Annotated in this window: 21 protein-coding genes; 11 read left to right on the forward strand and 10 right to left on the reverse strand. The window is 67.5% G+C overall.

Annotated features, from left to right (window positions below):
• Positions 1-6: 6 nt before the first annotated feature.
• Both AC3A3Q_RS10420 and AC3A3Q_RS10425 read right to left on the reverse strand, forming a co-directional pair.
• On the reverse strand, positions 7-756 hold the full coding sequence (locus AC3A3Q_RS10420; RefSeq protein ID WP_487586189.1) for a class I SAM-dependent methyltransferase: 750 nt from the start codon (positions 754-756) through the stop codon (positions 7-9).
• A 48-nt stretch (positions 757-804) separates the two neighbouring features.
• Positions 805-3,534: a DUF5585 domain-containing protein gene (locus tag AC3A3Q_RS10425; RefSeq protein WP_487586190.1), complete on the reverse strand. Its 2,730-nt coding sequence runs from the start codon at positions 3,532-3,534 to the stop codon at positions 805-807.
• A 677-nt stretch (positions 3,535-4,211) separates the two neighbouring features.
• On the opposite strand from AC3A3Q_RS10425, the gene AC3A3Q_RS10430 reads away from it, so the two are divergent.
• Together AC3A3Q_RS10430 and AC3A3Q_RS10435 are read left to right on the forward strand one after the other, a co-directional pair.
• Positions 4,212-6,953, forward strand: coding sequence for an ESPR-type extended signal peptide-containing protein (locus AC3A3Q_RS10430; protein ID WP_487586191.1), 2,742 nt, complete (start codon positions 4,212-4,214; stop codon positions 6,951-6,953).
• The gene (locus AC3A3Q_RS10435; protein ID WP_487586338.1) at positions 6,944-7,411 is read left to right on the forward strand and encodes an OmpA family protein; all 468 of its coding nucleotides are present in this window, start codon (positions 6,944-6,946) and stop codon (positions 7,409-7,411) included. The genes AC3A3Q_RS10430 and AC3A3Q_RS10435 overlap by 10 nt, the downstream gene beginning before the upstream one ends.
• Positions 7,412-7,588: 177 nt before the next feature.
• Here AC3A3Q_RS10435 and AC3A3Q_RS10440 read toward each other — a convergent pair whose 3' ends face one another.
• From AC3A3Q_RS10440 to AC3A3Q_RS10450, 3 genes are all read right to left on the reverse strand, one after another.
• On the reverse strand, positions 7,589-8,230 hold the full coding sequence (locus tag AC3A3Q_RS10440; RefSeq protein WP_487586192.1) for a response regulator: 642 nt from the start codon (positions 8,228-8,230) through the stop codon (positions 7,589-7,591).
• A 137-nt stretch (positions 8,231-8,367) separates the two neighbouring features.
• Positions 8,368-9,360, reverse strand: coding sequence for a CheR family methyltransferase (locus AC3A3Q_RS10445; protein WP_487586193.1), 993 nt, complete (start codon positions 9,358-9,360; stop codon positions 8,368-8,370).
• A gap of 215 nt (positions 9,361-9,575) precedes the next feature.
• Positions 9,576-10,049 (reverse strand): hypothetical protein, encoded by a 474-nt coding sequence (locus tag AC3A3Q_RS10450; protein WP_487586194.1) that lies wholly within the window; start codon positions 10,047-10,049, stop codon positions 9,576-9,578.
• Between the two features lie 225 nt (positions 10,050-10,274).
• Here AC3A3Q_RS10450 and AC3A3Q_RS10455 point away from each other — a divergent pair, with 225 nt between their 5' ends.
• From AC3A3Q_RS10455 to AC3A3Q_RS10495, 9 genes are all read left to right on the forward strand, one after another.
• Entirely contained in the window at positions 10,275-11,903 is a 1,629-nt protein-coding gene (locus AC3A3Q_RS10455) for a TldD/PmbA family protein (RefSeq protein WP_487586195.1), read from the forward strand.
• 22 nt (positions 11,904-11,925) lie between these two features.
• Positions 11,926-13,260, forward strand: coding sequence for a TldD/PmbA family protein (locus AC3A3Q_RS10460; protein ID WP_487586196.1), 1,335 nt, complete (start codon positions 11,926-11,928; stop codon positions 13,258-13,260).
• A 134-nt stretch (positions 13,261-13,394) separates the two neighbouring features.
• Entirely contained in the window at positions 13,395-15,020 is a 1,626-nt protein-coding gene (locus tag AC3A3Q_RS10465) for a TldD/PmbA family protein (RefSeq protein ID WP_487586197.1), read from the forward strand.
• On the forward strand, positions 15,017-15,718 hold the full coding sequence (locus AC3A3Q_RS10470; RefSeq protein WP_487586198.1) for a DUF4159 domain-containing protein: 702 nt from the start codon (positions 15,017-15,019) through the stop codon (positions 15,716-15,718). The genes AC3A3Q_RS10465 and AC3A3Q_RS10470 overlap by 4 nt, the downstream gene beginning before the upstream one ends.
• Positions 15,719-15,872: 154 nt before the next feature.
• Positions 15,873-16,868 carry an AAA family ATPase gene (locus tag AC3A3Q_RS10475; RefSeq protein ID WP_487586199.1) on the forward strand — a complete coding sequence of 332 codons (996 nt, stop codon included), beginning with the start codon at positions 15,873-15,875 and terminating at the stop codon, positions 16,866-16,868.
• Positions 16,869-16,881: 13 nt separating this feature from the next.
• Positions 16,882-17,796: a DUF58 domain-containing protein gene (locus AC3A3Q_RS10480; protein ID WP_487586200.1), complete on the forward strand. Its 915-nt coding sequence runs from the start codon at positions 16,882-16,884 to the stop codon at positions 17,794-17,796.
• Entirely contained in the window at positions 17,793-18,956 is a 1,164-nt protein-coding gene (locus AC3A3Q_RS10485) for a BatA domain-containing protein (protein WP_487586201.1), read from the forward strand. Before AC3A3Q_RS10480 ends, AC3A3Q_RS10485 begins: the two co-directional genes overlap by 4 nt.
• 5 nt (positions 18,957-18,961) lie before the next feature.
• Complete coding sequence (locus tag AC3A3Q_RS10490) at positions 18,962-21,106, forward strand: hypothetical protein (RefSeq protein ID WP_487586339.1); 2,145 nt, start codon at positions 18,962-18,964, stop codon at positions 21,104-21,106.
• Positions 21,103-22,947, forward strand: a complete 1,845-nt coding sequence (locus AC3A3Q_RS10495) for a carboxypeptidase regulatory-like domain-containing protein (RefSeq protein ID WP_487586202.1) — start codon at positions 21,103-21,105, stop codon at positions 22,945-22,947. Before AC3A3Q_RS10490 ends, AC3A3Q_RS10495 begins: the two co-directional genes overlap by 4 nt.
• Before the next feature lie 96 nt (positions 22,948-23,043).
• Here AC3A3Q_RS10495 and AC3A3Q_RS10500 read toward each other — a convergent pair whose 3' ends face one another.
• The 5 genes from AC3A3Q_RS10500 to AC3A3Q_RS10520 all read right to left on the reverse strand — a co-directional run bounded on the left by AC3A3Q_RS10500 (position 23,044) and on the right by AC3A3Q_RS10520 (position 26,016).
• On the reverse strand, positions 23,044-23,391 hold the full coding sequence (locus AC3A3Q_RS10500; RefSeq protein WP_487586203.1) for a GFA family protein: 348 nt from the start codon (positions 23,389-23,391) through the stop codon (positions 23,044-23,046).
• Between the two features lie 67 nt (positions 23,392-23,458).
• Positions 23,459-23,953, reverse strand: a complete 495-nt coding sequence (locus AC3A3Q_RS10505) for a nuclear transport factor 2 family protein (RefSeq protein ID WP_487586204.1) — start codon at positions 23,951-23,953, stop codon at positions 23,459-23,461.
• 28 nt (positions 23,954-23,981) lie between these two features.
• Positions 23,982-24,470, reverse strand: a complete 489-nt coding sequence (locus AC3A3Q_RS10510; RefSeq protein ID WP_487586205.1) for a DUF2269 family protein — start codon at positions 24,468-24,470, stop codon at positions 23,982-23,984.
• Complete coding sequence (locus AC3A3Q_RS10515; RefSeq protein ID WP_487586206.1) at positions 24,467-25,615, reverse strand: saccharopine dehydrogenase family protein; 1,149 nt, start codon at positions 25,613-25,615, stop codon at positions 24,467-24,469. The genes AC3A3Q_RS10510 and AC3A3Q_RS10515 overlap by 4 nt, the downstream gene beginning before the upstream one ends.
• A complete protein-coding gene (locus tag AC3A3Q_RS10520) occupies positions 25,612-26,016 on the reverse strand; it encodes a hypothetical protein (protein ID WP_487586207.1) in 405 nt (134 codons plus the stop codon). Before AC3A3Q_RS10520 ends, AC3A3Q_RS10515 begins: the two co-directional genes overlap by 4 nt.
• Positions 26,017-26,033: the final 17 nt, after the last annotated feature.

Consider the following 26,033-nt stretch of genomic DNA (forward strand, 5'->3'; position numbering starts at 1 on the left):
GCGCGATCAGATCTCGCGCAGGCGATCGAACTCCAGGCGCGCTTCGATCGGGGCGGCGATGACGTTCTGGTGGACCATGCCCGGGAACAGGTTGTCAGCGTTGCCAGCGTGGTTGTCGGCGCTGTACAGGTACGGCAGGTGCGACCAGCAGCGGTAGCCGGCGTCCTTGAGGGCTTTGACCTCGGCCGCGGCCTGGTCGATGCCGCCCAGGCGCACGTAGATGGTCGGGCGGAAACGTCGCACCGATTCGTCGGCGCCCTGCAGCAATGCCACCAGCGTGCCGGGCAGGTTGACCTTGATCAGGTTCAACGCATCCAGGCCGAGGCTGTCGACGCTGGCGCAGCGCACGCGCTCGCCGTCGGTGCGGTTCGGGCGGGCATCGAGCATGCGCAAGGTTGCGTTCTCTCGTCCCAGCCATACCGAGTGAGTGTGCACGTTGACCAGGCCGTTGAGCGCGATGTTGGCGCACAGCTGCTGGAAGTCCAGGCGGCGCGGTTCGGCCACGTGCACCTGGCCCTTCTCGCCGACCGTGCGCGACAGCCACAGCGCGTGCGCGCCGTAGTCGCCGCCGAACTCGAGCACACTGTGCCCTTCATGGACCAGGCCGCTGAGCAGGTCGAGTTCCTGTTCGACCCACTCGCCGTAGTTGTGCAGCGAGCGCGCGGCGAGACTGTCGAGGGAGACCGAAGCGGTGATTCCGTATCGGGATTTCCAAAGGCGCTGAACGCCATCAAGGGAAAGAGCGGGGGTGTCCATGGGGTCGTCCTGGTGTTTGGGGGGTGGGGCGGTGGAGCGGTGGTGGGATCAAGGCGTGCTGCTGGCCATGCGCATGGCCTGGTGCAGACGTTTCCAGTGCGGGTGCTGCCGGCCCGGATCGAGAGTTCTGGACCAGCACGCATCGGCTTCGCGCCAGATCGGCAGCAGTTCGGCACGGGCAGCGCCAGCCTCCCAGGCTGCGGCGCACAACTCGCAGGCCGTCTGCGCTTCATCGTTGGCCAGGTGCACGCTGGCGACGACACGCAACGCGTCGGCGTCGTTGGGCGACAGTTCCAGCAAGCGCTGGGCGATCGCGTTCATTCGCGGCTGCGCACCGGCCGGGGCGTGATCGGACGACTGCGCGATGGCAACAAGCGCCGTCAGTGCGCACAGCAGTGCACGCGCTTCGTTCTCCGGTGCCTGCGCAGCCGCCTCGGCCAGTCGCGCCGCCGCGGCATAGTGCGCCTGTTGCGGCACGCCTTCGGTAAGCCGCGCCTGTTCGAGATGGATCTCCGCGGTTTGCAGATCCACCAGCGCCTGTGGCAGGTCGCCGGTTGCGATGCCGGTCATCAGCGCGCGCGCCTGGTCGAGCGTGTGCCAGCGGGTGAGGCCGAACTCGCGACGGGCCCGCAGGCGCAGGTAATAGGCGCGTGCGAATCGCGTCTGCGCGCTGTCCTCGGGCGAGATCGCCTCGATGCGTGCGAACAGGGCCTCGGCCTGGTTGAGCCTAGCCTGCGCCGCGGCGCCATGCAGGCTGGCGGCCCAGTCGCCGAGCAGGCCAATCCATGCCAGCAGCGGGTTGACGGTGTGTGCCGAGTCGAGCCAGCCCTCGATGCCGGCCTGTGTCGCCTGCAGGCGGCTGATGCGGGCGGCGCCACTGAGACGTTGCGCGTAGGCGCGCTCGGCTTCGATCAGGCGCGTCAGCCAGACGTCGCGCTGTGCTTCGTCCACGCGCGGCAGGCCGGTCCGGAGCAGGCCGGTGGCACGCGCATGCAGCGCTGCGGCCGAGCGCACGTCCACCAGTTCCGCGCGCGCCAGCAACAGGTTGATGCACAGCCACTGCACCGGCTCACCGGCGTCGGCCATGGTCGTGCCCCAGCGCTGCTCGACCACCGCTTCGCTGCGATCGAGCCAGGGCGTGCGTTCGCCACGTGGCGATTCGAGCGCGCGCTCGTACAGCGTCCCGGCCCATTCGAGCAGCACCGCGTCGTCGCGCGTTTGCCCCAGCAGATAGCGGTCGTAGACGGCAATCGCCTCGTCCAGGCTGGCCAGCCGATCGGCACCGGTCTGCTGGGCGGCCTGCATCTGGTGGCAGCGCGCAATCATCCGCGACAACAGATTGGCGCGGTCGGGCTCGACCCGGCGCGCATTGCGGAATGCCGACGCCGCATGCCCGGCGGCCTCCAGCCGTTGGCCCGGTCGGTCACGCGCGATGCGCCACCAGCACCAGCCCGCCACCGTCCACGCTTCGCCGCTGGCCTTGTCGCCATAGAGCAGCGGTGCCAGTGCCGCCAACGCCTGCTCCGGCCGGTCCGCGGTCAACCAGTGCTTGGCCTGGCCCACGCGTTCGGACACGTCCATCGACGAGGTCGGTGCCGGTGCGGTGATCATGGTCGGCGCCGTCGGCGTGCCGGCGCTGGGCACGGGTGACGGTTCCTGTGCGGTGTGCCGAACGGCAGCGATGGCAGGCAATTCGCCCTCGACCGGCACCGGGCCCGGGGCTGATGTTTCCGCGACCGACGCCACGCGCACGTCTTCGTTCATCGGCGGGTTCTCGATCGTGGGGACGACGGCCTTGTCCTCGGGTTCGACGGTGTCGAGCTGGTCCGGTGCTGCCCAGGCCGGTTGCGGCGACAGCATGTGTTCGTAGCTCATCAGTGACACACACGACGGCAGCGCACCGGTCAGCACCAGCGGTGCATCGACGCTGGCATCGATCGCGCGCAGGCGCGCATCGGTCGAGCGTGTCGCGTCGTGTCGCACCAGCGCGCTGGTGGGCGATATGGGCGATGGCCGCGGTGCCATCATGTGCATTGCAACGGCCACCGATGGCAGCGGCAGGTCGGCGTAGGAAAGTTCGTTGCTGTCCTGCGCAAGCTGGGCGTCTGGCGCTTTTACCTGCGCCCAGGTGACGGCGCGCGGTTGTTCGGCAGCGGCGCGGCGCTCGCGTTCGGCCTTGCGGCGCCTGCGCCAGGCCAGGAGCAACAGCAGCAGCGCGAGGGCGACGATCCACGGCCACCAGCTCAACAGCGAAGCGTGCGATGGCAACCATCGCGACCATGAGCCGTTCCACGGCAGCGCGATCGCACTCGATGGCGCAGCGGCTTTGCGCAATGCCGGCAAGGATGTGGTCGCCATGGCGGGCACCGCCGGCGAAGCGCCCACTTGCGCCACATCGGCAGCAGGCAATGCCACGGGGGCGTCATCCGCGACCCTGCCTTCCAGGTCAGCCGGGCCAGCCGGACGGGGCTGCACCGAATCCAGCGTATCGGCCGGCACGATGGAGGCCACCGTTGCCGCGACCGGAATCCGCTCGCGCACGCGCCGGTCCGACAGCACGATGCGCGGCCGAGGAGGCGGCGGCGGCTTGCGTGCCGCTTCGCGCGGAGTTTCGACAGGCGCGGCTGCGGCTTGTCCATCAGTCGCGCCATCCACCGCGCCAGTCGGCGGTAGGCGGCGGACCAGCTCGGCGATGCCGCTGGCGCCGGTATCCATTTTCGGCAACAGGCCGGTGCGCTGCCCGCCGTTGAAGCTGCAACCAATGAAAAGAACCGTCACGCCCAGCGCCAGCACGGCACGCGCGCGCCGCGGCGTTTGTGAATCATGTGTCACAAGCGTCGGCCGATTGCATGCCACGGTGCGACATGCAGTTTCGGCGCGTGCCCGTGTGGAGCATGCCTGCGGGGAACCGGGGTGATTTTTCGGCTTCAAAGGGAGGGCTGCCAGGTTGTGTCTTCACGGGGGCGGCTGCCTGAGGACGCCATGCGCGTCGTGCAACGCAGAGTGCATGCCGCTTAACTGCCAGCGAAGTGACTGTAAGAGCCCGGAATGGGGCACACAATCAGACGTTTCTTAGTTTTCCCGGCGGGCACGACCGGGCGTCGTCGCATTTTTGTTGGCGAGTGACTGCAACGGTTCGTCGGCGTAGAGGCGACTGCCGCGCTGAAAACGTCGACGGCTCAACCGCTTGCGCGAAAGGACTTGCGTCGACGGTCGTTGTCAGGTGCTGCGTCGTTCCATTCGCGAGGAAGAGTTCATTACGTCTTCATGCGCCGATGCGGTGCGTGCAGCGAGCAGACGGATTCTGAGAAATGGCGGAAATCAGCGGCCCTTGAGGCGGTTCTGATGGTGCGGTCGAAGCGGCGTCATGACAATGCGCGCCGCACTGTGCCCCCACCAACGTGGGCAACGGGTCGCGTCGTTTTTTCCATCTGGACCTCGGAGCAATAAACCGCATGAATACGATTTACAACGTTGTTTGGAACTCAACGACCGGCACCTGGGTCGTTGCGTCGGAAATGGCCAAGGGCCGGAAGAAGAAGTCGAAGGCGGCCTCGGTCGCAACGACGGCGATGCTCGTCACGACTACCGGCCTGGGCGCCGGTGCCATGTTGATTCCCACTGCGGCGATGGCAGTCACGGTCGGCGCCACCAGCGGCTACGTGGCGGCAGACGATGCCGCTACCAGCAAAGTCGCGGCGGTTGCCAACGGGACAGGAGCGCTCGCGATCGGCCCCTCCAGCCAGGCGCTGGGTCTGCGAGCCACCGCTGTCGGTTACGGCGCGTATGCCAGCGGCACCGTCAATGGCCAGGCCACCGCTGCCTCGGCATTTGGTTCCTTTGCCTTGGCGCAGGGCCTTCGCGCCACCGCTTTGGGTCACGAGTCCAGGGCTACGCACACGGGCAGTGTGGCCCTCGGCGATTCGTCCTACACCGACCGCGACAATAGTGTCTCGTTCGGCAATGGCAACGGGCTTACGCGCCAGCTGACGTTCGTGGCCGCAGGCACGCAGGACACCGATGCGGTCAACGTCAAGCAGCTCAAGAGCGCCATCGCCGCCTCGACGATCAGCCCCATGTCCAGCCCGGGCAAGTACTTCTACGTCAACTCGACCGGCCCTGACGCGTCGGCAACGGGTGTCGACTCCGTCGTAATCGGCGCTCGCGCGAAGTCGGCCGGTGGCAACGGAGTGGCTGTTGGCGACCAGGCAGATGCAGGCACGACGGCCGACAATACAGCGCTTGGCGCGCATGCGACCGCAACGGGCGGGTACTCATCTGCGACGGGCTTCGAGAGCCAGGCCTCCGGTGCCTTCTCCACGGCGCTGGGTACCTCCGCTACCAGTTCTGGCGAGCAGTCCGTTGCCATCGGCGGTGGTAAGGATCGTTATACCGGTGCAAGCGCCGTGGGAGTGAAGAGCGTCGCACTGGGCGCTGGCGCCAAGGCCAGCGTCGCTGGCGTTGTCGCCCTGGGCAGCGATTCGGTTGCCGATCGCGCGGGCACGGTCTCGGTAGGCTCGTCGACCGCTACCCGGCAGATCGTCAATGTCGGCCGCGGCACCCTGGGCACCGACGCGGTCAACGTCGACCAGCTCAAGGGCGTGGCCACGGCGGTCGGTGCTGACCTCAACAGCGATGGCACCGTGAAGAAGCCGACGATCACCGTCGGTGGCAACACCTACGACAACGTGTCGGCGGCGATCGATGCGGTTGCCAAGGGCGGTGCCGCTGGGGGCAGCAACAAGTACTTCCACACCAACACCGCGCTGGGCGATTCGGTCACGCAGGGCGAGGACTCCATCGCGATCGGTGGCAATGCCACCTCCGAGGGCAAGTGGGGCACCTCCATCGGCACCAACTCCAAGGCATCGGGTGCCAACAGCGTCGCTCTGGGCAACAGCTCGCTTGCCGATCGCGCCAACGCAGTTTCGGTGGGCCACGCAGGCAACCAGCGTCAGATCATCTACGTGGCTCCGGGCACGGCCGATACCGACGCGGTCAACGTGTCGCAGCTCAAGGGCACTTCCAACTCCCTGACCGCGGCCATCAATGCGGTAGACGCCAAGATCGGAAGCGGCGGCGGCAACAGCGCCCTGGCTGTGACGTACGACGATGCCACCAAGGCTTCGGCCACGCTCAACAAGGGCGGCGCCGCGGTCACGCTGGGGAACGTCAAGAAGGGCGCCGTCAGTGCCACCAGCGCCGATGCGATCAACGGCGGCCAGCTGTTCGCCACCGCGCAGTCGATGGCCAATGGCCTTGGCGGCGGTGCGACGGTCAATACGGACGGCACCATCAAGGCACCGGACTATGTCGTCGGCGGCTCCACGGTGCACAGCATCGGCGATGCTGTCTCCAACATCGACGGCCGCGTCACCAACGTCACCAACACGGTGAACAACATCACCAACGGCGGCGGGGCCAAGTACTTCCACACCAACACCACGCTGGGCGATTCGGTCACGAAGGGCGACGACTCCATCGCGATCGGTGGCAACGCCGACTCCGAGGGCAAGTGGGGCGTCTCCATCGGCACCAACTCCAAGGCCTCGGGCGCCAACAGCGTCGCTCTGGGCAACAGCGCGTTGGCCGATCGCGACAACAGCGTCTCGGTGGGCAGCGCCACCGTGCAGCGCCAGATCATCAACGTGGCCAAGGGCACGGCCAGCACCGACGCGGTCAACGTCGCGCAGCTCAAGGGCGTGGCCACGGCGGTCGGTGCTGACCTCAACACCGACGGCACCGTGAAGAAGCCGACGATCACCGTCGGTGGGACCACCTACGACAACGTGGCCTCGGCCATTGATGCGGTTGCCAAGAGCGGCCCGGGCACCGGCAATGCGCTGGCTGTTGCGTATGACGATGCCACCAAGGGTCTGGTGACGCTCAACAAGGGCGGCGCGGCGGTCAAGATCACCAACGTTGCCACCGGCACCGAAGCAGGTGATGCCGTCAACAAGGGCCAGCTCGATACCACCGTTGCCGGCTTCAGCAAGTCGATCGACGCACTTCAGCCCAATACGCAGTACTCCAAGTTCGGCCCCAGCACTTCCAAGGAAGCACAGGCCACCCGATGTACCGCGAAGGCATGCTCGGCGTGCACGAATGGGACTACCTGTTCAAGCTGCCGTCGGGCGAGCCGGGCAAGGACGTCGACTGCCAGTACAAGCTGCTGTTCAACGACAACATGCTGCTGACGCAGACCTGGTGGAATCCGGAATCCTGCGCGGCGCTGGCCGGTGGCCAGGCGACTGAGCCGGTGGAACCGCAGGAACCGCACGTTGCGGCGTCCGCGGAAATTTCGACCGACACGCTGTTCGATTTCGACAGCGCCCGTCTGGCGGTCGATGCCCCGGAGGCGATCGATCATCAGGTACTGAAGGTGCTCGAAGGCGCCGAACGCGTCGAGACGCTGCGCCTGATCGGCTACGCCGACCGCCTGGGCAGCGCCGGTTACAACCTGGACCTTTCCAGGCGTCGTGCCGAGTCGGTGAAGGCATACCTGGTGGAGAAGGGCGTGCCGGGCGAGGCCATCCAGACCGAAGGCCGTGGCAGTACCGACCCGGTAGTGCAGTGCAATGACCGCAATCGCAGTGCGTTGATCGACTGCCTGATGCCGAACCGTCGCGTTCGCATCGAGGTGATCGCGCGCTGATTCAGTTGAGGAGTCGCCGTTGTTGGCGGACCCGCCCCGGAAACGGGGCGGGTTTTTTTGGGCCCGTCATTCCCGCGAAGGCTGGAACCGAGCGACTTCGAACGGGCACGACGCTGGGTCCCCGCCTTCGCGGGGATGACGGGGAAAGGTGACGGTGTGAATCAGCCGGACGCCGGGCTAGACCAGCAGCCCTTTCTCGCGCGCGTAGTTGTAGATCTCGCGATCATTGCGCAGGCCCAGCTTGGCCATCGCGTCCATCTTCTGGCGGCTGATGGTCTTGGCGCTGCGCTCGAGCTGCGCGGCAATCTGCGACACGGTAAGTCCCGAGGCGAACAAGCGCATTACCTCCGACTCGCGCCGCGACAGGCGCGTTTCGCGGCCGCCCGGGGCGGCTGCCTGGGCGGCGCTGATCATCGAGCGCAGATCGGCACTGATGTAGGTCTGGCCCTGCGCCACCGCGCGGACTGCCTGCTGCAGTTCGTCGAGCGCGTCGGCCTTGTTGAGCAGGCCACGCACGCCGGTGTCCAGCACCGCGCGCAACAGGCCGATGTTGCTCACCATGGTCAGCACCACCACCGGCGTCCACGGCCAGCGCTGGCGGATCAGCTCGAGCAGGTTAAGCCCGTCGGTGACCTGCCCGCCTGGCATGTTGAAGTCGGTCAGGATCAGGTCAAAGCGACCTTGCTCCAGCGCCTCCACCAAGGCGTCGGACGAGCCGACCTCGACGAAGGGACCGAATTCGCCGCTGCTCTCGAGCAGCTCGCGAATGCCGGAACGAACAATGGGGTGGTCGTCGGCGATGATGATGCGAAGCGGCATGGGATGCAGAACCGGGGGCGAGCGGCGTGCCCGATCGCTCGGCGATCGGCAGGGGGTTGATCGGCCAATACAAATGCGCGATACGTCAAGGATAGGCGTTCGTCGATCATGGCGATGTACGAATTTTTCGCGCGCCGTCACCGTCCCGATCTGCCAGCCGCGGTCATATCCGTCGCGCTCTTCGCCGCCGCTGGCTGATCGAGCGCGCTGTCCTGCGTGCGTTCAGGAACCTGTGCGACACCGAACACGGTCGCGTACCGGTATTGCCAATCGGCGCGCTCGTGATCGATCGGTTCGTGCGACCAGCGTGTCCACGGCCAGTCGCCCTTGGTCGGGTCGGCGGTGTGGATCTCCTCCAGGTAGCGGGTCACCGGCGTGAGCCCGAGTGATTGCGTGACGCGCGCCTTGAGGTCCATGTCGAGCCCGTCCAGCACAAGCGTGCCGCCTGGAACGAGCAGCCTCACCACGTTCCTCAGGCATTCCTCGGCGATGGCATCGTTCATGGGCCCGAGCACGTTGCACACCATCAGTACGTCCTGCGATCCGATCGTCGCGCCAAGTGCGGGATCCCTCGCATCGGCGACGGTCCAGGTGACGCCCTCGCGGATCCAGTCCCTGATGCGGAAGTCGCCCTCGGGCGTGACGTCCATGATTTCTCTCAGCGCGTCCGGAACGGTCGTGAGTACCTTCGAACAATTGAGTTCGAGCGTGCCGCCCAGGGTCGAGGGTGTCCTGAGCCGGTAGACGCCCTTGCGCGCCACATCGATCACGTTCGCCGATGTGTCGACTCCGTGGGCGACCACCTTCAGCCATGGGTGATGACGGCGCAGCAGCCAAAGCGTGGAGTAGAGCTCTGCGCCGACGCTGCATCCGATCGATGCGATGCGCAGCGGCTGTCCACGCGGATGCGCGGACACGACCTCGCTGAGCAGGTGCAACTGCACGATGTTGCGCAGGAACCAGGTGTGGTGCGTCTGGTTGCGGTCGGTATCGCGGACGTAGTGTTCGTAGAAGAACATCCCGATGCTGCGGGCGGGCCGTGTCCCGCGCAGCGCGGCCGGCAGGCGTCGCCAGGCGTAACGGATGAACGGGACGAACGGTTCGAGTATCAGTGCCAACAACCTGCTCATCTGGGGGCCCCTGGACTCCCACGCGCTGCGGCCGCACCGGACCGCCAAGGGTCGTGCGCCGCCGCGAACGTCGGTAGTCATCAATCATTCGATTCGACCGCGAGCGCAGTGGCGTGCGATTCGTGCCGGCCGCCAGGTGACTGGCCGGCGCGACCGAACGGAGCGCTGCCTTGCAGGTCAACGGAAGTCAGGCCGTCGCGGGACGGCCGCCGGTCTCAGGCAATGGGCGGCCTCAAGGGCACCGCGAGTTGCGGCCGGGGAACCGGCACGCAGTCGGGAGTGGGCACGGGCGACGCCCGCATGCCGGCCAGCACGAATGGCGTGGCCGAGGCATCGACCGATGCGCCGGCAAAGCAGGGCTGCATCAGCGTGTGGGCACTCTTTGCATGCGCGTGGTCGCAATCCTTGGCACAGGGATCGGAGTGGGCGTGCCCCTGGTCGGACGCCGACGTCACGGCGGTGCCGTGCTCCATGGCGAGCAGCTCGCATCCCAGCCCCGGCGCCGGCCGCGCCACCAGCCCGAGCAGCAGCAACACCAGGAAACTGGTGCGCAGGGCGCGGGAGAAGGGGCGGAGGGATCGGAGCACTGGCGTGGGTTGCGAGTGGATCGTGACTGCGGCACCGGTTCCAACGCTTTGGGGGCCGGGCATCGGCCACACGGCGGCAATCGCCGAAAATGCATCGACCATGCCGATTGTGGCGGCCCGCCTCCGGCCGCTTCCCCCGGGCGCGCCGATGGGCGCCGACGCAGTCCACACTTCGGCGTATCGGGCAGCCAGAGCCCCGGTCATATAGCCCGAACGTCACTTGACGGGCTGCTGGCCCCCTGAGCACAGTCGCGGGGGGCCTTTGCCTTCGTCTTTTGCCTGGTGCGGCAGCCGCTGCCGTGCCGGCCTTTCCGGGGAGTTACACAAGTGGATAGACGCTCATTCCTGTCGATGACCGGCGTTGGTGTGGCCGGGCTGATGCTGCCCTTCGGCCGTGCCATTGCCGCCGAGCAGCTGGTCGAGACGATCGACGTGGCCAAGAAGAAGGCACTGGCCGACGCCGCCATGGGCGCTGCGACCGCCGCCGGCGCGTCGTACTGCGACGTGCGCATCGGCCGCTACCTGCGCCAGTTCGTGATCACGCGCGAGGACAAGGTCCAGAACGTGGTGAACACCGAGTCGACCGGCATCGGCATCCGCGTGCTGGTCAACGGCGCCTGGGGCTTTGCCGCCACCAACGAACTGGGCACCCAGGGCGTGGTCAAGGCCGCCCAGCAGGCCGCCGCGATCGCGCGCGCCAACTCCAAGCACCAGACCACGCCGGTGCAGCTGGCCAAGGCGCCGGGCGTCGGCGAAGTCTCCTGGAAGACGCCGATCCGCAAGAATTCGATGGAAGTGCCGCTGAAGGAAAAGGTCGACCTGCTGCTGGGCGTGAATGCCGCGGCGATCAACGCCGGTGGCAGCTTCGTCAACTCGATGCTGTTCCTGGTCAACGAGCAGAAGTACTTCGCCTCGACCGACGGCAGCTACATCGACCAGGACGTGCACCGCATCTGGGCGCCGATGACGGTCACCGCGATCGACAAGACCACCGGCAAGTTCCGCACCCGCGACGGTCTGTCCTCGCCGATGGGCATGGGCTTCGAGTACCTCGACGGCGCTGCCGCCGGCAAGGTCGTCTCGCCCAACGGCGTGGTCAACTACGGCCTGTCGTACGACATGATGGAAGACGCCATCGCCTCGGCCAAGCAGGCCAAGGCCAAGCTGACCGCACCGTCGGTCAAGCCTGGCAAGTACGACCTGGTGCTCGACCCGTCGCACACCTGGCTGACGATCCATGAGTCGATCGGCCACCCGCTCGAGCTCGACCGCGTGCTCGGCTACGAAGCCAACTACGCCGGCACCAGCTTCGCCACGGTCGACAAGCTCAAGAACAAGTTCAGGTACGGCTCCGACAACGTCACCGTGTTCGCCGACAAGACCCAGCTCGGCAGCCTCGGCGTGGTCGGTTTTGACGACGAAGGCGTCAAGACCAAGAAGTGGAACCTGATCAAGGACGGCACGCTGGTCGACTACCAGACCATCCGCGACCAGGCCCACATCCTGGGCAAGACCGAGTCCGACGGTTGCTGCTATGCCGACTCGTGGTCGAGCGTGCAGTTCCAGCGCATGGCCAACGTGTCGCTGGCGCCGGGCAAGAACAAGCTCAGCGTCGCCGACATGATCAAGGACGTCGAGAACGGCATCTACATCATCGGCGACGGTTCGTTCTCGATCGACCAGCAGCGCTACAACGCCCAGTTCGGCGGCCAGCTGTTCTACGAGATCAAGAACGGCCAGATCACCCAGCAGATCGAGGACGTGGCCTACCAGATCCGCACGCCGGAGTTCTGGAACGCCTGCGTCGCCGTCTGCGACGACAGCGATTACCGCCTCGGCGGCTCCTTCTTCGACGGCAAGGGACAACCCGGCCAGGTGTCGGCGGTCTCGCACGGCTCGAGCACGGCGCGCTTCAACGGCATCAACGTCATCAACACCGCCCGCAACCTCGGCTGAGCTGAGCCTGGAGACATAGACAATGAGCATCTTCACCGAAGAACAGGCCAAGGCGATCCTCGACAAGGTCATCAAGCTGTCCAAGGCCGACCAGTGCACGGCGCAGCTTGAGGGTTCGATCGACGGCAACATCCGCTTCGCCCTGAACAACATCTCCACCAGTGGCATCGTCGACAACACCGAGCTGGCCGTCGAAGTGGCCTTCGGCAGCCGCGTCGGCACCGCCACCATCAACGAGTTCGACGACGCCGCGCTCGAGCGCGTGGTGCGCCGTGCCGAAGACCTCGCCCGCCTGGCCCCGGAAAACCCGGAGTTCATGCCGGCGATCGAGAAGCAGGCCTACAAGGCCAGCCCGACCTTCAGCCCGGCCACCGCCGCCATCACCCCGGAGTACCGCGCCCAGGTCGCGGCCAACTCGATCGCCCCGTGCAAGGCTGAAAAGCTGATTGCCGCCGGCTTCCTCGAGGACGGCCAGAGCTTCGTCGCGTTCGCCAACTCCAAGGGCAACTTCGGCTACCAGAAGGCCACGCGCTTCGACTACACCTGCACCGTGCGCACCGAAGACGGCCGCGGTTCGGGCTGGGTCGGCCGCAACCTCAAGGACTCCGACGACTTCAAGGCCGACCAGGACATCCGCACCGCCATGCGCAAGGCCACCGAATCGGCCGAAGCCAAGGCGCTGGAGCCGGGCAAGTACACGGTGATCCTGGAGCCGGCGGCAGCCGCGGGCCTGATCTCGTTCATGATGAATTTCTTCGACGCGCGCCAGGCCGACGAAGGCCGCAGCTTCCTGTCGAAGAAGGGTGGCGGCAACAAACTCGGCGAGCAGGTCTACGACCCGCGCGTGAACATCAGCGCCGACCCGTGGGACGAGCGCGCGCCGGTGCTGCCGTGGGACGGCGAAGGCCTGCCGCGCGAGAAGATGGCGATCGTCGAGAACGGCAAGGTCGTGGCGATGCAGTACTCGCGCTACTGGGCCAAGAAGCAGGGCAAGCGCGCCGTCGGCGAGCCGGGCAACCTGCTGGTCGCCGGTGGCGACAAGACCACCGCGCAGCTGGTGGCCAGCACCCAGAAGGGCATCCTGGTCACCCGCACCTGGTACATCCGCATGGTCGATCCGCAGACCGTGCTGCTGACCGGCCTGACCCGCGACGGCACGTTCTACATCGAGAACGGCCAGATCAAGCACCCGGTGAAGAATTTCCGCTTCAACGAGTCGCCGGTGATCATGCTCAACAACATCGAAGAGCTCGGCAAGCCGGTGCGCGTGGCCGGTGACGAGTCCTCGTTCGTGATGATGATCCCGCCGATGAAGCTGCGCGATTTCACCTTCACTTCACTGTCGGATGCGGTCTGACCAGAACCCTCTTTACCCCGTCATTCCCGCGAAGGCGGGAACCCAGCGACGTGGCTCTGTCGCAAGGTGCAAAGTCGCTGGGTCCCCGCCTTCGCGGGGATGACGGTTGTTTGGCTTTTTGAGTAACCACGCAAATGCAACGCCGCGACTTCCTCAATCTCACCGGTCTCTCCCTCGCCGCGATGGCGCTGCCATTCGGCCGCAGCATCGCCGCCGAGGCGCTGCTCGAACCGGTTGATGGCGCGCGCCGCCGGCTCCTCGCCGACGCCGCGCTGACGGCCGCCCGCGCGGCGGGCGCGCAGTACTGCGACGTGCGCATCGGGCGCTACCTGCGCCAGTCGGTGATCACCCGCGAGGCGCGGGTGGAGAACATCGTCAACGGCGAGTCCTCCGGCATCGGCGTGCGCGTGCTGGTCGATGGCGCCTGGGGCTTCGCGGCGACCAACGTGCAGACCACCGATGCGGTGGCGGCCGTGGCGCGCCAGGCGGCCGCCATAGCAAAGGCCAACTCGCGCCACCAGACCAAGCGGGTCGAGCTGGCACCCACGCCCGGCGTCGGCGAGATCAGCTGGGCCACACCGATCCGCAAGAACGCGATGGCGGTGCCGATCAAGGAGAAGGTGGACCTGCTGCTCGGCGTCAATGCCGCGGCAATGAAGGCCGGCGCCGACTTCTTCAACTCGACGCTGTTCCTGATCAACGAGCAGAAGTACTTCGCCTCCACCGACGGCAGCTACATCGACCAGGACGTCCACCGCATCTGGCTGCCGATCACCGCCACGGCGGTGGACAAGGCCAGCGGCAAGTTCCGCACGCGCAATGGCCTGTCGGCGCCGATGGGCATGGGCTACGAGTACCTCGACGCCGATCCGGCCGGCAAGTTCAACCTGCCCGGCGGCATCACCGCCTACGGCCGCAGCTACGACGTGATGGAAGACGCCATCGCCAGTGCCCGCGACGCCCGCGCCAAGCTCAAGGCGCCGTCGGTGAAGCCGGGCAAGTACGACCTGGTGATCGACCCGTCCAACCTGTTCCTGACCATCCACGAGAACGTCGGCCACCCGCTCGAGCTCGACCGCGTGCTCGGCTACGAGGCCAACTACGCCGGCACCAGTTTCGCCACGCTCGACAAGCGCGACGAGGGTTACCGCTGGGGCAGCGACATCGTCAACTTCGTCGCCGACAAGACCCGCCAGGGCAGCCTGGGCGCGGTCGGTTACGACGACGAGGGCGTCAAGACGAAGCAGTGGGACCTGGTGCGCGACGGTATCCTCGTCGACTACCAGGCCACGCGCGACGAAGCGCACATCCTCGGCCACAAGGAATCGCACGGCTGCAGCTACGCCGATTCGTGGTCGAGCGTGCAGTTCCAGCGCATGGCCAACGTCTCGCTGATGCCGGGCAAGACGCCGCTGAGCGTCGCCGACATGGTCAAGGACGTCGAGAACGGCCTGTACATCCACGGCCGCGGCTCGTACTCGATCGACCAGCAGCGTTACAACGCGCAGTTCGGCGGCCAGCTGTTCTACGAGATCAAGCAGGGCAAGGTCACCGGCCTGGTCGAGGACGCCGCTTACCAGATCCGCACGCCGGAGTTCTGGAACGCGTGCAGCGCGATCTGCGACGAGCGCGACTTCCGCCTCGGCGGTTCGTTCTTCGACGGCAAGGGCCAGCCGAGCCAGGTCTCGGCGGTATCGCACGGATCGAGCACCACGCGCTTCAACGGCATCAACGTCATCAATACCGCGCGGTCGATATGAACCGCGCGCAGTTCCTCCGCCTGATGCTGGCGGGCGCGGCAGGGGCGGTGCTGTCACCGCTCGCGCGCGCCGCCAGCGTCGAGTACGACTTCTGGCTGACCCGCCTGAAGTACGACTCGGGGGACTGGGACGTCGACCAGCGCATGCCGGCCAACCTGATCACCTCGCTGATCGACTACACCAACCTGCGCGTGGACCCGAAGGAACACGTGCTGGCGCTGGCCGATCCGAAGATGCTCACCGCGCCGTTCTGCTACCTGGCCGGGCACAAGCTGGTCGAGTTCAATCCGGACGAGCGGCGCAACTTCGAGCGCTATGTGCGCAATGGCGGCTTCGTCTTCGTCGACGACTGCAACCACGATATCGACGGTTTGTTCGCACGTTCATTCGAAGCGCAGATGTCGTCGATCTTCGGGCCGAAGGCGCTGCGCAAGTTGCCCAACACGCATGCGCTGTACCGCAGCTTCTTCACCTTCAAGGACGGTCCGCCGGCCACGGGCTTCGAGCTCAACGGCTGGGGCGACGACCTGGTGCATGACTACCTGCAGGGCATCGAGATCGACGGCCGGCTCGGCGTCCTCTACAGCAACAAGGATTACGGTTGCGAGTGGGACTACGACTGGCGCAACAAGCGTTTCCTCGCCGAGGACAACACCAGGTTCGCGGTCAACATCGTGATGTATGCGTTGAACAGCTGATGACTACGCCACGCACCCGCAACCCGTCATTCCCGCGAAGGCGGGAACCCAGCGACTTCGCATTGACGCGCGAGGCGGCCGGCGTGAAAGAGCAAAGACACTGGGTTCCCGCCTTCGCGGGAATGACGGGTTACAGATCAACCGGGAACTGAAGATGACCACCACCCCTACCGAAGCCGACATCCAGGCCCAGCTCGCCAGGCTCGGCACCCTGCGCACCGCCATCGCCCAGGCCATCGTCGGCCAGGAAGCGGTCGTCGAGCAGTTGCTGATCGGCCTGCTGGCCGGCGGACACTGCCTGCTCGAAGGCGTGCCCGGGCTGGGCAAGACGCTGCTGGTGCGCTCGCTGGGCCAGGCGCTGGAGCTGCAGTTCCGGCGCGTGCAGTTCACGCCCGACCTGATGCCCAGCGACATCCTCGGCACCGAGCTGCTGGAAGAAGACCACGGTACGGGCCATCGCCATTTCCGCTTCCAGCCGGGCCCGATCTTCACCAACCTGCTGCTCGCCGACGAGCTCAACCGCACCCCGCCCAAGACCCAGGCGGCGCTGCTGGAGGCGATGCAGGAACGCACCGTCAGCTACGCCGGCGTGACCCATCAGCTGCCGGCGCCGTTCTTCGTGCTGGCCACGCAGAACCCGCTGGAGCAGGCCGGTACGTACCCGTTGCCGGAAGCGCAGCTCGATCGCTTCCTGCTGCACATCCGCGTCGATTATCCGAGTGAAACCGAAGAGCGCGACATCCTTGCCCAGACCACCGGCACTCGTCATTCCGAAGTCCCGCAGGTGATGCACGGCGAAGAAGTGCTGGCGCTGCAGGCGCGCGTGCGCGAAGTGCACCTGGGCGACGACCTGCTCGCCTGGATCACCCGCCTGGTGCGCGCCAGCCGCCCAAACGAATCGGCGCCGGCGGAAGTGAAGCAGTGGGTGAAGTGGGGCGCCGGCCCGCGTGCCGGTCAGTCGCTGGTGCTCGCGGCCAAGGCGCGCGCGCTGCTGCACGGCCGCCTGGCCGCGACGCGCGAAGACATCGTCGCGCTCGCTGCGCCGGTGATGCGCCACCGCTTGCTGCTGTCGTTCGCCGCCGAGGCCGAGCAGAAGAGCGCCGACGACGTGATCGCCGCGCTGCTGCGCAGCGTGCCGTTCGCGGGCTGATCGCAGGACGCGCGTGGCCAGTGCCGGTTCCAGCTTCGTCGACTTCATCCCGCCGCAGGTGCGCGCGCGGTTGAAAGACCTGCGCCTGACCTCGCGACGCGCGGTCGGCCTGCAGGGCATCGGCCTGCACCACAGCCGCAGCCGCGGCGCCGGACTGGAATTCGCCCAGTACCGCGCCTACGAACCCGGCGACGAACTGCGCCAGGTCGACTGGAAACTCTACGCACGCTCCGACCGCTTCTTCGTCCGCGAGGCCGAGCGCGAAAGCCCGCTCGCGGTGTGGCTGCTGGTCGACGCCACCGCTTCGATGGCGCAGGAAGACGCGGCCCGCCCCGGCTGGTCGCGCCTGTCGGCGGCGAAGGGCCTGGCCGCCTGCGTGGCCGAACTGGCGCTGCGCCAGGGCGACCGCTTCGGCCTGGCCGTCCTGCACGGCGAGGGCGTGCGCGTGCTCGCACCCGGCAGCGGCCTGCGTCAGCGCGACCGCTTCATGCTCGAGTTGCAACGTGTTGAAGCGGGCGGCAGTTGGCCGTCCGCCGAACGCCTGCGTCCGTTGTGGGAACGCATCGGCGCCGGCGACCTGGTCGTGCTTCTCAGCGACGCCTTCGACGAAGGCGCGCTGGAAGTGGTGACGCGCCTGGCGGCCGCACGCCGCGAAGTCGCCGCCATCCAGATCCTGACCGCCGAGGAGCGCGACTTCCCGTTCCGCGGCGGCCACTTGTTCCGCGACCCTGAAACCGGCGAAGAACTGCGTGGCGACGGCGTTGCCATGCGCGACGAATTCCTGCGTCGATTCGAGACGGCACGCCGCGAACTCGACGCGCGCCTGGATGCCAGCGGCATCCGCCATGCGCGCTACGTGCTCGACCAGGCGCTGGACTTGCCGCTGCGGCGCCTGTTCGGCTCCCGTGACGCTGCGGAGTACGCATGAGCCTGGCGTTCCTGTTGCCCGCCGGCCTGGCCGCGCTCGCGGCACTGCTGCTGCCGCTGCTGATCCACCTGGCGCGACGCAGCGAGCAGCGGCCGATCCAGTTCGCCGCACTGCGCTGGTTGCGGCAGAAGCCCAAGCCGCGTCATCGCATCCGCTTCGACGAATGGCTGCTGCTGGCGCTGCGGCTGTTGCTGCTGGTCGCACTGGCGCTGCTGCTGGCGCGGCCGGTGCTGGTCGGCGGCGCCAGCGAAGCGCCGTGGATTGCAGTGGTGCCGGGCGTCGACCTCACACAGGCCCGTGCGGTACAGACGCCAGAAAACACCCGGTGGCATTGGCTGGCACCGGGCTTCCCGTCGCTGGACGAGGCCGCGCCCGCGTCGTCCGCGTCGGTGACCAGCCTGTTGCGCGAACTCGATGCGGGATTGCCTGCCGACGCGACGCTGACCGTGCTGGTGCCGGAGCAACTGACCGGTGTCGACGCGCAACTGCCAGCCTTGAGTCACAACATTCAATGGCGTGTGTTGCCCGGCTCGATGCCGGCTGCAGCTGCGCCGGTAGCCACCGCATTTGCGCCCAGCATCCGCTACGCGCCGCAGCACGAAGCGGCAATGCGTTACCTGCGCGCCGCACAGGCCGCGTGGAAGGGTGATGGTGCGAATGCAGTTGCTTCCGACACCGCACCCAATACACAACCCGTGCCCGCCAGCGCACGCCAGCTGATCTGGCTGGCGCCTGGGCCGTTGCCCGCCGCAATTGACGCGTGGATACGCGAAGGCGGCAACGCACTGCTCGGCCACGACAGCACCCTTGCCAACCTGCCGGCCACGACGGTGTTGTGGCGTGATGCCGCGGGCGCTTCGCTGGTAGAAGGCACCGCCCATGGCAAGGGCCGGGTAATGCGCTTCACCCGCGAGCTTGCACCGCAGGCCATGCCGGCACTGCTGGAGCCCGACTTCCCGCAGCGCGTGCGTGCCTTGTTCGATCCGCCGAGGGCGGCACCGACGCGCGTGCTCGCAGCCACACACCAGCCGCTGACCGGCAGCCTGGTATTCCCGCAATCACCGCGTGACCTGCAGCCGTGGCTGGTGTTGCTGATCGCAATCCTGTTCCTGGTCGAACGCTGGCTGGCCACCGGCGCACGCCGGGCGGTGGCGCCATGAGCGCGATGACCGTGCTGCTACGCGCGCTGCAGCAGGCGCGCTGGCGTCACGGCCTCGATGCGGCATGGCGGTGCCTGCCGTGGCTGCTGGTCGCTGTCGCACTGGCATGGCGCCTGGGTGGTATCGCAGTTGCGCTGACCGTGCTGGTGATTGCGGCCGCAGCAACCGCGGCGTTTGCCTTCCACCGCGCACGCAAACTAGACACGCGCTGGCTGGTTCGCGAGCTCGATGCCCGCCGTGCCGACATGGACGACAGCACCGACCTGCTGTTCGCACCGGCCGCCACCATGACCGGCCTGGAGCGTCTGCAACTGGGTCGCCTGCAACAGCGCATCGAGAACGCGCCGCCGCCGGACCTGCGCCCGCACTGGTCGGCGCGCGCGCATGCCATCGGCACCGGCGTCGGCGCCGTCGTGATCGCGGCGATCCTGCTGTGGCCTGCGCGCCCGGGCGCGACCTTCGACGACGTGCTGTCCAGTGTCGGCGTCACGCCCGCCGCGCCGACGCAGACCAGCATCGTCCAGCAACGCCTGCAGATCACGCCGCCCGGCTACACGCGCCAGCCCGCACGCGACGACGCCACCCTCGACGCCAAGGCGCCGCAGGGCACGCGCCTGCAATGGACGATCCGCTTCGCGCCGCAGCCAACTTCGGCGGAACTGGTCTTCCACGACGGCCGCCGCTTGAAGCTCACCCGCGACGGCGACGACTGGCGCGGCAATGACGTGCTCGCCCGCTCGGCGCTGTACCGCATCGTCGTGGACGGCGCTCCGCCGCTGCAGCCGGCGACGCTGCATCGCCTCGATGCCATCCCCGACCGCGCCCCGCAACTGCGCGTGCTCGAACCCGACCGCAGCCTGAGCCTGATGACACAGGGGCAACGCAGCTGGGCGCTCGCGTTCGAAGGCAGCGACGACTACGGCGTCGCTTCCAGCGCCACGCTGCGCATCACCCTGGCGCAGGGCAGCGGCGAGAACATCACCTTCCGCGAACAGACGATGACCATCGGCGGCAGTGGCAGCGCGACGGTCAAGCGCTACGCCCATCGCCTCGACCTGGCCGCGCTCGGCCTCGCCGCCGGCGACGACCTGATCGTGCAGCTGAGCGTCAACGACAACCGCACGCCGACCGCGCAGACCGCACGCAGCGCCAGCCTGATCCTGCGCTGGCCGTCCGACCTGGGCACCGAGACCACCGGCCTGGAAGGCATGGTCAAGAAGGTACTGCCGGCGTACTTCCGCAGCCAGCGCCAGATCATCATCGACGCCGAGGCGCTGCTGAAGGAGAAGCGCAAGCTCGAGGCAGACAGCTACGTGAAGCGCAGCGACGCGATCGGCGTCGACCAGCGCATCCTGCGAATGCGCTACGGCCAGTTCCTCGGCGAAGAAGCCGAGGGCGAACCCAAGCCGCCGCCGACCAACGACGCCGACGACACACATGGCGCCGCCGACACGGCCGCGGCACCGGCCGACGAGCACGCCCACGCCGACGCGGGCGCGGCAGGGAAGTTCGGCGAGGAAGGTGCGGTGCTCGAAGAGTACGGCCACACCCACGACCACGCCGAAGCGGCCACGCTGCTCGATCCGGACACGCGCAAGATCCTCAAGTCGGCCCTCGATGAAATGTGGCAATCCGAAGGCCATCTGCGCCAGGGCCATCCCGAACTCGCACTGCCGTATGCCTACCGCGCGCTGCGTTTCATCAAGCAGGTGCAGCAGGCCACGCGCATCTACCTGGCACGCGTCGGCCCGGAGTTGCCGCCGATCGACGAGAGCCGCCGCATGAGCGGCGATCGTGCGGGCCTGGCGAATCGCGACGACGCGCTGGTGGCGGTCGACATCGCTGACCCGACGCTGGCGGCGCTGTGGTCGTCGCTGGACGCAGCGCAGGTGCCTGCCGCGCCGATCGACTTCACCGCGCTGGAGCGCTGGCTGCGCGAGCACGAATCGCGACTGGCCGACCCGCTCGCGTTCGTTGCTGCGATCGAAGCGCTGCGCGCTGATCCGGATTGCGCGACCTGTCGTGCCGACCTGCGTGCATTGTTGTGGCCACTGCTGCCGCGCCCGGCCACGGCCGTGCCACGCCGCGACGCCGGCGACGCTGCCGGTCGTCGTTACCTGGAAGCGCTGCGCCAGGAGGCACGCCAGTGACCGCGCCCGCGTTCAACCTTCCTGTCATCGTGGCCGCGCTGCTCGCGGTCGCAGTGGTGGTCGCGTCAGCGCGATTGCTGCACCGCCAATGGCGCGCGCAACCGGCGCAACGCTCACGCGGCTGGCGTCTTGCCCTGTTGCTGCTGGCACAACCGGTGTGCGCGACGCTGCTGTACTTCGCGCTGGTGCCGCCTTCGCTGCCGGGTGAAGCCGGCACGCTGGTCGTCGCCACTGCCGGATCGACGGCAGCGCAACTGGGTGCGGGCCGCGGTGGCGATGCGTTTGTCGCCTTGCCGGAGGCCCCGTCGCTGGCTGATGTCGAGCGCGTTCCCGATCTGGCGACGGCACTGCGCCAACACCCCGGCACCCGCCGCGTACGCATCGTCGGCGCAGGCCTCCTGGCCCGCGACCGCGATGCCGTGCGAGGCATGGCCGTCGATTTCAACGCCAACCCGCTGCCGCGCGGACTGGTCGAATTGCAGGCACCACGCCAGGTGGTCGCGGGTGCGGACTTCGTGGTCGCCGGGCGCGCAAACGATTTGCCTGGCGGCTCGGCCGAACTGATCGACCCGGGCCGCCGTCGCGTCGATCGCGTCGCACTGCCGGCTGACGGCCGCTTCACGCTGACCGCAAGCCCGCGCGTCGCAGGGACGGCCAGCTTCAACGTCCGCCTGCGCGACGCGAAGCAAGCCATCGTCGAAGACGTAGAGCTGCCCCTGCAGGCGACCGCCGCAACCCCGCCACGCGTGCTGTTGATGGCCGGCGCACCCGGCCCCGAAGTGAAGTACCTGCGCCGCTGGGCGCGCGATGCCGGGATCACGCTGCAGACGCAGATCTCCGTGGGTGGCGGCATGCAACTGGGCGACGCGCCGGTTGCGATCAACGCTGCCAACCTCGGCCGCTTCGACCTGGTGATCCTGGACGAACGCGCCTGGTCCGCACTCGGCGACAGCCAGCGCGCCACGCTAAATGATGCGATCAACAACGGCCTCGGCGTCCTGCTGCGCGTCACCGCCGCGCCGTCGCCGATCGAACGCCGCCGCCTGCAGTCTCTTGGTTTCGCAGTTATCGGCGGCAGCGATTCGGCGACGGTGAAGCTCGCCCCGACCGCACGCGACGAGGACGCCACCCGCGCCCGTCTCGGCCCCGGCACGCCGGATGCACCCAGGTCGCACGACGCGGCATTGCCGGACATTCCCACCCTGACGCGCCGCGACCTGCGCCTCCAGCCAGGTGATGCCGTGCCGCTGTTGCGCGACGATGCTGGGACCTGGATGAGCGCATGGCGCGCGCAAGGTCGCGGACGCATCGCGCTGTGGACGTTGACCGATAGCTACCGCCTGGTGCTCGCCGGCCGCGACGACCTGCACGGGGAAATGTGGAGCAACGCGCTGGCCACGATCGGCCGCGCGCAGTCCCGCAACGGGTTGGCCATCGAAGGCGAGGCACGCCAGTACGAGCGAATCGCCTTGTGCACGCTCGGCGCTGCGGCAAACGTGCGGACGCCGGCCGGCGACACCGTCGCGCTGCTGCGCGACCCCGCTACCGGTCCGCGCAACTGCGCCGCGTTCTGGCCGCGCCAGGCCGGCTGGCACCAGCTGCGCTCTGGCGAGCAGACGTTGTCGTTCTTCGTTCGCGCACCGGCGGTCGCGCCGGGCCTGCAAGCAGGTGAGACCCGCGAAGCGACCTCGCGACTGGCTGCAAGCTCTGCCGCTGCGTCGATGGCAGCGGGAACAGTGCCGGGTCACCCCGGCGAGCGTTGGCCGTGGTGGCTGGCATGGCTGCTGGCGAGCGCCGCCCTGTGGTGGCTGGAACGCTCACGCTTGGGCCGCCCCGCATGAAGTAAAAACGGGGTCAGAGTACCTTTTTCCTCAGGCAGTACTGACTTCTCGGGGCCGGTCCGAGCGGCGCGGAAAGGCACTCTGACCCCGTTTTCGCTATTTTGATTTGCCGTCGTACTCGTGCACCGGGATGGCGGCCAGGTCGATGCCATCGAGGCAACGCAGGTTGATCGCGGCGACGGGGTTGCCCTTCGGGTCGGTGCCTTCGCCGTAAGGATGGATGCCGCACACCGGGCAGAAACGGTGCTTGATCACGTGCTTGTTGAAAAGGTACGTGCTCGCCGCGTCCTCGGGCGTCTTCAACCGCATCTGGTCGCGCGGGACGAACCACAGCAGCGACCCCTTGCGGCCACACATCGAGCAATTGCAGGACAGCCCGCTGTCGATGGTGCCTTCCACCTCGAACGCGACGCGGCCGCAATGGCAGCTTCCCTCGTACGTCATCCTGGTGTCTCCGAAAGCATGGGGGGTGGATTGTCACCCCCGGCGGTTGAAGCCCATGTTCACGCCGCTACTTGTTGGGGCGATGCCCGTAACTGAGCACGCGGGTGATCTGCCACTTGCCGTTGTTGTTGTTCCACACGATCAGGAAGTCAGCCAGGCCCTCGCATTTGCCGCTGTCGAACTGGCAGAAGCGATGCGAGCCTTCCTCGATGGCGCCGAAGTCCTTGATCGGATAGACCTTGAGCGTGCCCGGCACCAGTTCGCGTCGGAAATGGCCGCACACGTACTTCTCGGTGCTGGCCAGCATCTCCTGCCGCGACCAGGTGACGCCTCCGGTGTCGTGGTAGAACTCGACGTCCGGAGCGAAGTAGCTGGCGTGCTTCTGCAGTTGCCCCGGTTCGCCGCAGGTGTTGAACGCAGAAAAAACCTCGGTATCCAGTGCCGAGATGCTGTCGAACAACGGGTCCGCGGCTGCCTTCGTGCCAGCGGGCCCGGAAGCGAACGACGCCCCCGCAGCGGCAACGGCAATCAAGGCGGCAATCAGCGGGATCGGCTTCTTCATGCGGGTCTCTGCGCAGGTGGGCGAGGGTTCAGGGCAGCAGCTGCGACCACGTCGCGGGCTTGGCCACCATCAGGTAGAACACCGCCAGCATCGCGGCGAACGCAGGGTAGCCCAACGCCTCCCACCATTTCGCGTATCGCCAGTACCGGGCCGGCAGCTCGTTGCCGCTTTCCGCCGCCACCGTGGCCATGGCCGCCATCCGCACCTGCAGCCATACCACCGGCAACCAGAGGGATCCGGTGATGAGGTAGAGAGCGATCGACAGCGACAGCCACGGCGTCGCCAGCGGCCAGCCGGCCAGGTGCGCCATGAGGAAACCACTTGCAGGCTGGATCAGGACAGCAGGCGTGGTGAACCACCAGTCGGCCCGCACCACCAGCCTGGCGACCACCGCCTGCGCCTGCACGTTTCCGCTGCGATTGCCGAAGAACAGGTAGAACGCCGTGCCGAATCCCGTTCCGACCAGCACCACGCTCGACAGGATGTGGATCCACTTCACCAGCAGGTAGGTGGTCATGCGGCAGCTGCGTCCGGGATGGGTTCGCGGTCTGGCACGCCAGCTTCATCGACGATGCCGGTCACCATGCCCCAGCGTGCGAACTCGCCCTGGAACTGCGCCAGCGTCAACAGGCCAGTGGCGGTGAAAGCACCCGCCGGCATGGCCGCGCCAGCGGCCAGCTGTCGCGCCAGCAGGATAGCCGGCATGCACGGAATCTCCGGGCCATGATCGTTGTCGGCGGCGATGTGCCAGGCGCGACGGGCGGGGCGCCCGTGGCCATCCACGCCTTCGACGCGGACAACCATCCCACCCAGCGCCGTGCCCAGGAAGTCGAATGCGACTGCGGTGCGATTCAACAGTCCGGCCAGACGCTCGGGCCGCCGCAGCAGGCCGCGTGAACGAAGCCATGCCAACGCAGCGAACGCGCGCTGGGTGAAGCCGACTTCGAGCGCAGCCCGGAACATGACCCGTTCGCGCACGGCGTAGTGCGTGGGAAAGAGTTCCAGGTCAGGGACGTCGCACAGCGCGCCGATGCGCGGGCGCATGCGCAGGAAGTCGACGCGCTCCGGATTGGCCCAGCCAGGCGCCTGCGCCCAACCGCCATCGCGCCAGATCCGGATCGGCTCGCCGCAGTAACTGAGCACAGCCGCGAGCGTTGCCTTCCCGCGCGGCGCGGTCTGCGCCGGCGCGATGCAGATGTCGATCGAATCGATCGCAGCCCATCCCGCGCACAGATGCTCGACCACCGCCGACGACAGGGCCGGAACCGTGCTCGCGCCGGTGATGCCGACACGCCCCGCCACCTCGAACCGCTCCCGCAGCGCCGCCGGAAAATCGCAGACGAAGCGCCGGCCATCGGCCAGGTCGATGTAGTGCGCGCCGGCCTCGGCAGCGGCATGGGCCACCGCATACGACTGCTGCTGGAAAGGCCCGGCCGCGTGCACGACCAGCCCGACATCCAGTTGCCTTAGCGTATGCGCGAAGTCCGAAGCGGTGAAGTCGACGGGCACCGCGCTGGCGGTTCCGCCCAGTGCATCGGCGAGTTGTTGCGCCTGGTCGCGGTTGCGACCGGCCACCAGCAGATCGATGGTCGGGTCGCCGGCAAGAACGCGGCAGATGCGCGCGCCGAAGTTTCCATAACCACCCAGTACCAGTGTTCTCATCGAGTCGCGCGCCAGGAGCGTGCCACGCGTTGCGAATTGGGACCGCGGAGCTTCACTACGACCCACGCAACGGCACAGACAGAAAGGGCCAGCCCCCAAAGTGGGATGTACAAGACCCAGGCCAGACCAGACTCCCGAACGGGCACGGCAAACAGCACCCACAGCTGGAACGCGACGAGCAGGGCGTTCAGACCGGCCAAGACCCAAAGAAGTGCGGCCCTACGGGCACGGGGCCAAATGGCCAGAATGGCCACCAGCAGATGCGGAGCGGCCATGAACAAATAGTTTGGCAGCAGGTACTGGATGCCAGTGGTTCGTCCGTTGAACACCCCGACAAGCAGATAGAGCAGTGCCGGAGCACAGAGCTGCAAGAGAACCAGGACCGGGAATGACTTTGTCATTGGCACCTCACGCCTGA

It is taken from the genome of Lysobacter sp. Soil_C_59 (genome assembly GCF_057656415.1).

What these genes read in the sequence shown, in the direction of transcription:
- AC3A3Q_RS10420 (WP_487586189.1), bottom strand. Translation starts at nt 756, where the DNA reads ATGGACACCCCCGCTCTTTCCCTTGATGGCGTTCAGCGCCTTTGGAAA.
- AC3A3Q_RS10460 (WP_487586196.1), top strand. Translation starts at nt 11,926, where the DNA reads ATGAGCATCTTCACCGAAGAACAGGCCAAGGCGATCCTCGACAAGGTC.
- AC3A3Q_RS10465 (WP_487586197.1), top strand. Translation starts at nt 13,395, where the DNA reads ATGCAACGCCGCGACTTCCTCAATCTCACCGGTCTCTCCCTCGCCGCG.
- AC3A3Q_RS10520 (WP_487586207.1), bottom strand. Translation starts at nt 26,016, where the DNA reads ATGACAAAGTCATTCCCGGTCCTGGTTCTCTTGCAGCTCTGTGCTCCG.
- AC3A3Q_RS10475 (WP_487586199.1), top strand. Translation starts at nt 15,873, where the DNA reads ATGACCACCACCCCTACCGAAGCCGACATCCAGGCCCAGCTCGCCAGG.
- AC3A3Q_RS10515 (WP_487586206.1), bottom strand. Translation starts at nt 25,615, where the DNA reads ATGAGAACACTGGTACTGGGTGGTTATGGAAACTTCGGCGCGCGCATC.
- AC3A3Q_RS10505 (WP_487586204.1), bottom strand. Translation starts at nt 23,953, where the DNA reads ATGAAGAAGCCGATCCCGCTGATTGCCGCCTTGATTGCCGTTGCCGCT.
- AC3A3Q_RS10500 (WP_487586203.1), bottom strand. Translation starts at nt 23,391, where the DNA reads ATGACGTACGAGGGAAGCTGCCATTGCGGCCGCGTCGCGTTCGAGGTG.
- AC3A3Q_RS10485 (WP_487586201.1), top strand. Translation starts at nt 17,793, where the DNA reads ATGAGCCTGGCGTTCCTGTTGCCCGCCGGCCTGGCCGCGCTCGCGGCA.
- AC3A3Q_RS10490 (WP_487586339.1), top strand. Translation starts at nt 18,962, where the DNA reads ATGACCGTGCTGCTACGCGCGCTGCAGCAGGCGCGCTGGCGTCACGGC.
- AC3A3Q_RS10440 (WP_487586192.1), bottom strand. Translation starts at nt 8,230, where the DNA reads ATGCCGCTTCGCATCATCATCGCCGACGACCACCCCATTGTTCGTTCC.
- AC3A3Q_RS10470 (WP_487586198.1), top strand. Translation starts at nt 15,017, where the DNA reads ATGAACCGCGCGCAGTTCCTCCGCCTGATGCTGGCGGGCGCGGCAGGG.
- AC3A3Q_RS10435 (WP_487586338.1), top strand. Translation starts at nt 6,944, where the DNA reads ATGCTGCTGACGCAGACCTGGTGGAATCCGGAATCCTGCGCGGCGCTG.
- AC3A3Q_RS10510 (WP_487586205.1), bottom strand. Translation starts at nt 24,470, where the DNA reads ATGACCACCTACCTGCTGGTGAAGTGGATCCACATCCTGTCGAGCGTG.
- AC3A3Q_RS10445 (WP_487586193.1), bottom strand. Translation starts at nt 9,360, where the DNA reads ATGAGCAGGTTGTTGGCACTGATACTCGAACCGTTCGTCCCGTTCATC.
- AC3A3Q_RS10430 (WP_487586191.1), top strand. Translation starts at nt 4,212, where the DNA reads ATGAATACGATTTACAACGTTGTTTGGAACTCAACGACCGGCACCTGG.
- AC3A3Q_RS10450 (WP_487586194.1), bottom strand. Translation starts at nt 10,049, where the DNA reads ATGGTCGATGCATTTTCGGCGATTGCCGCCGTGTGGCCGATGCCCGGC.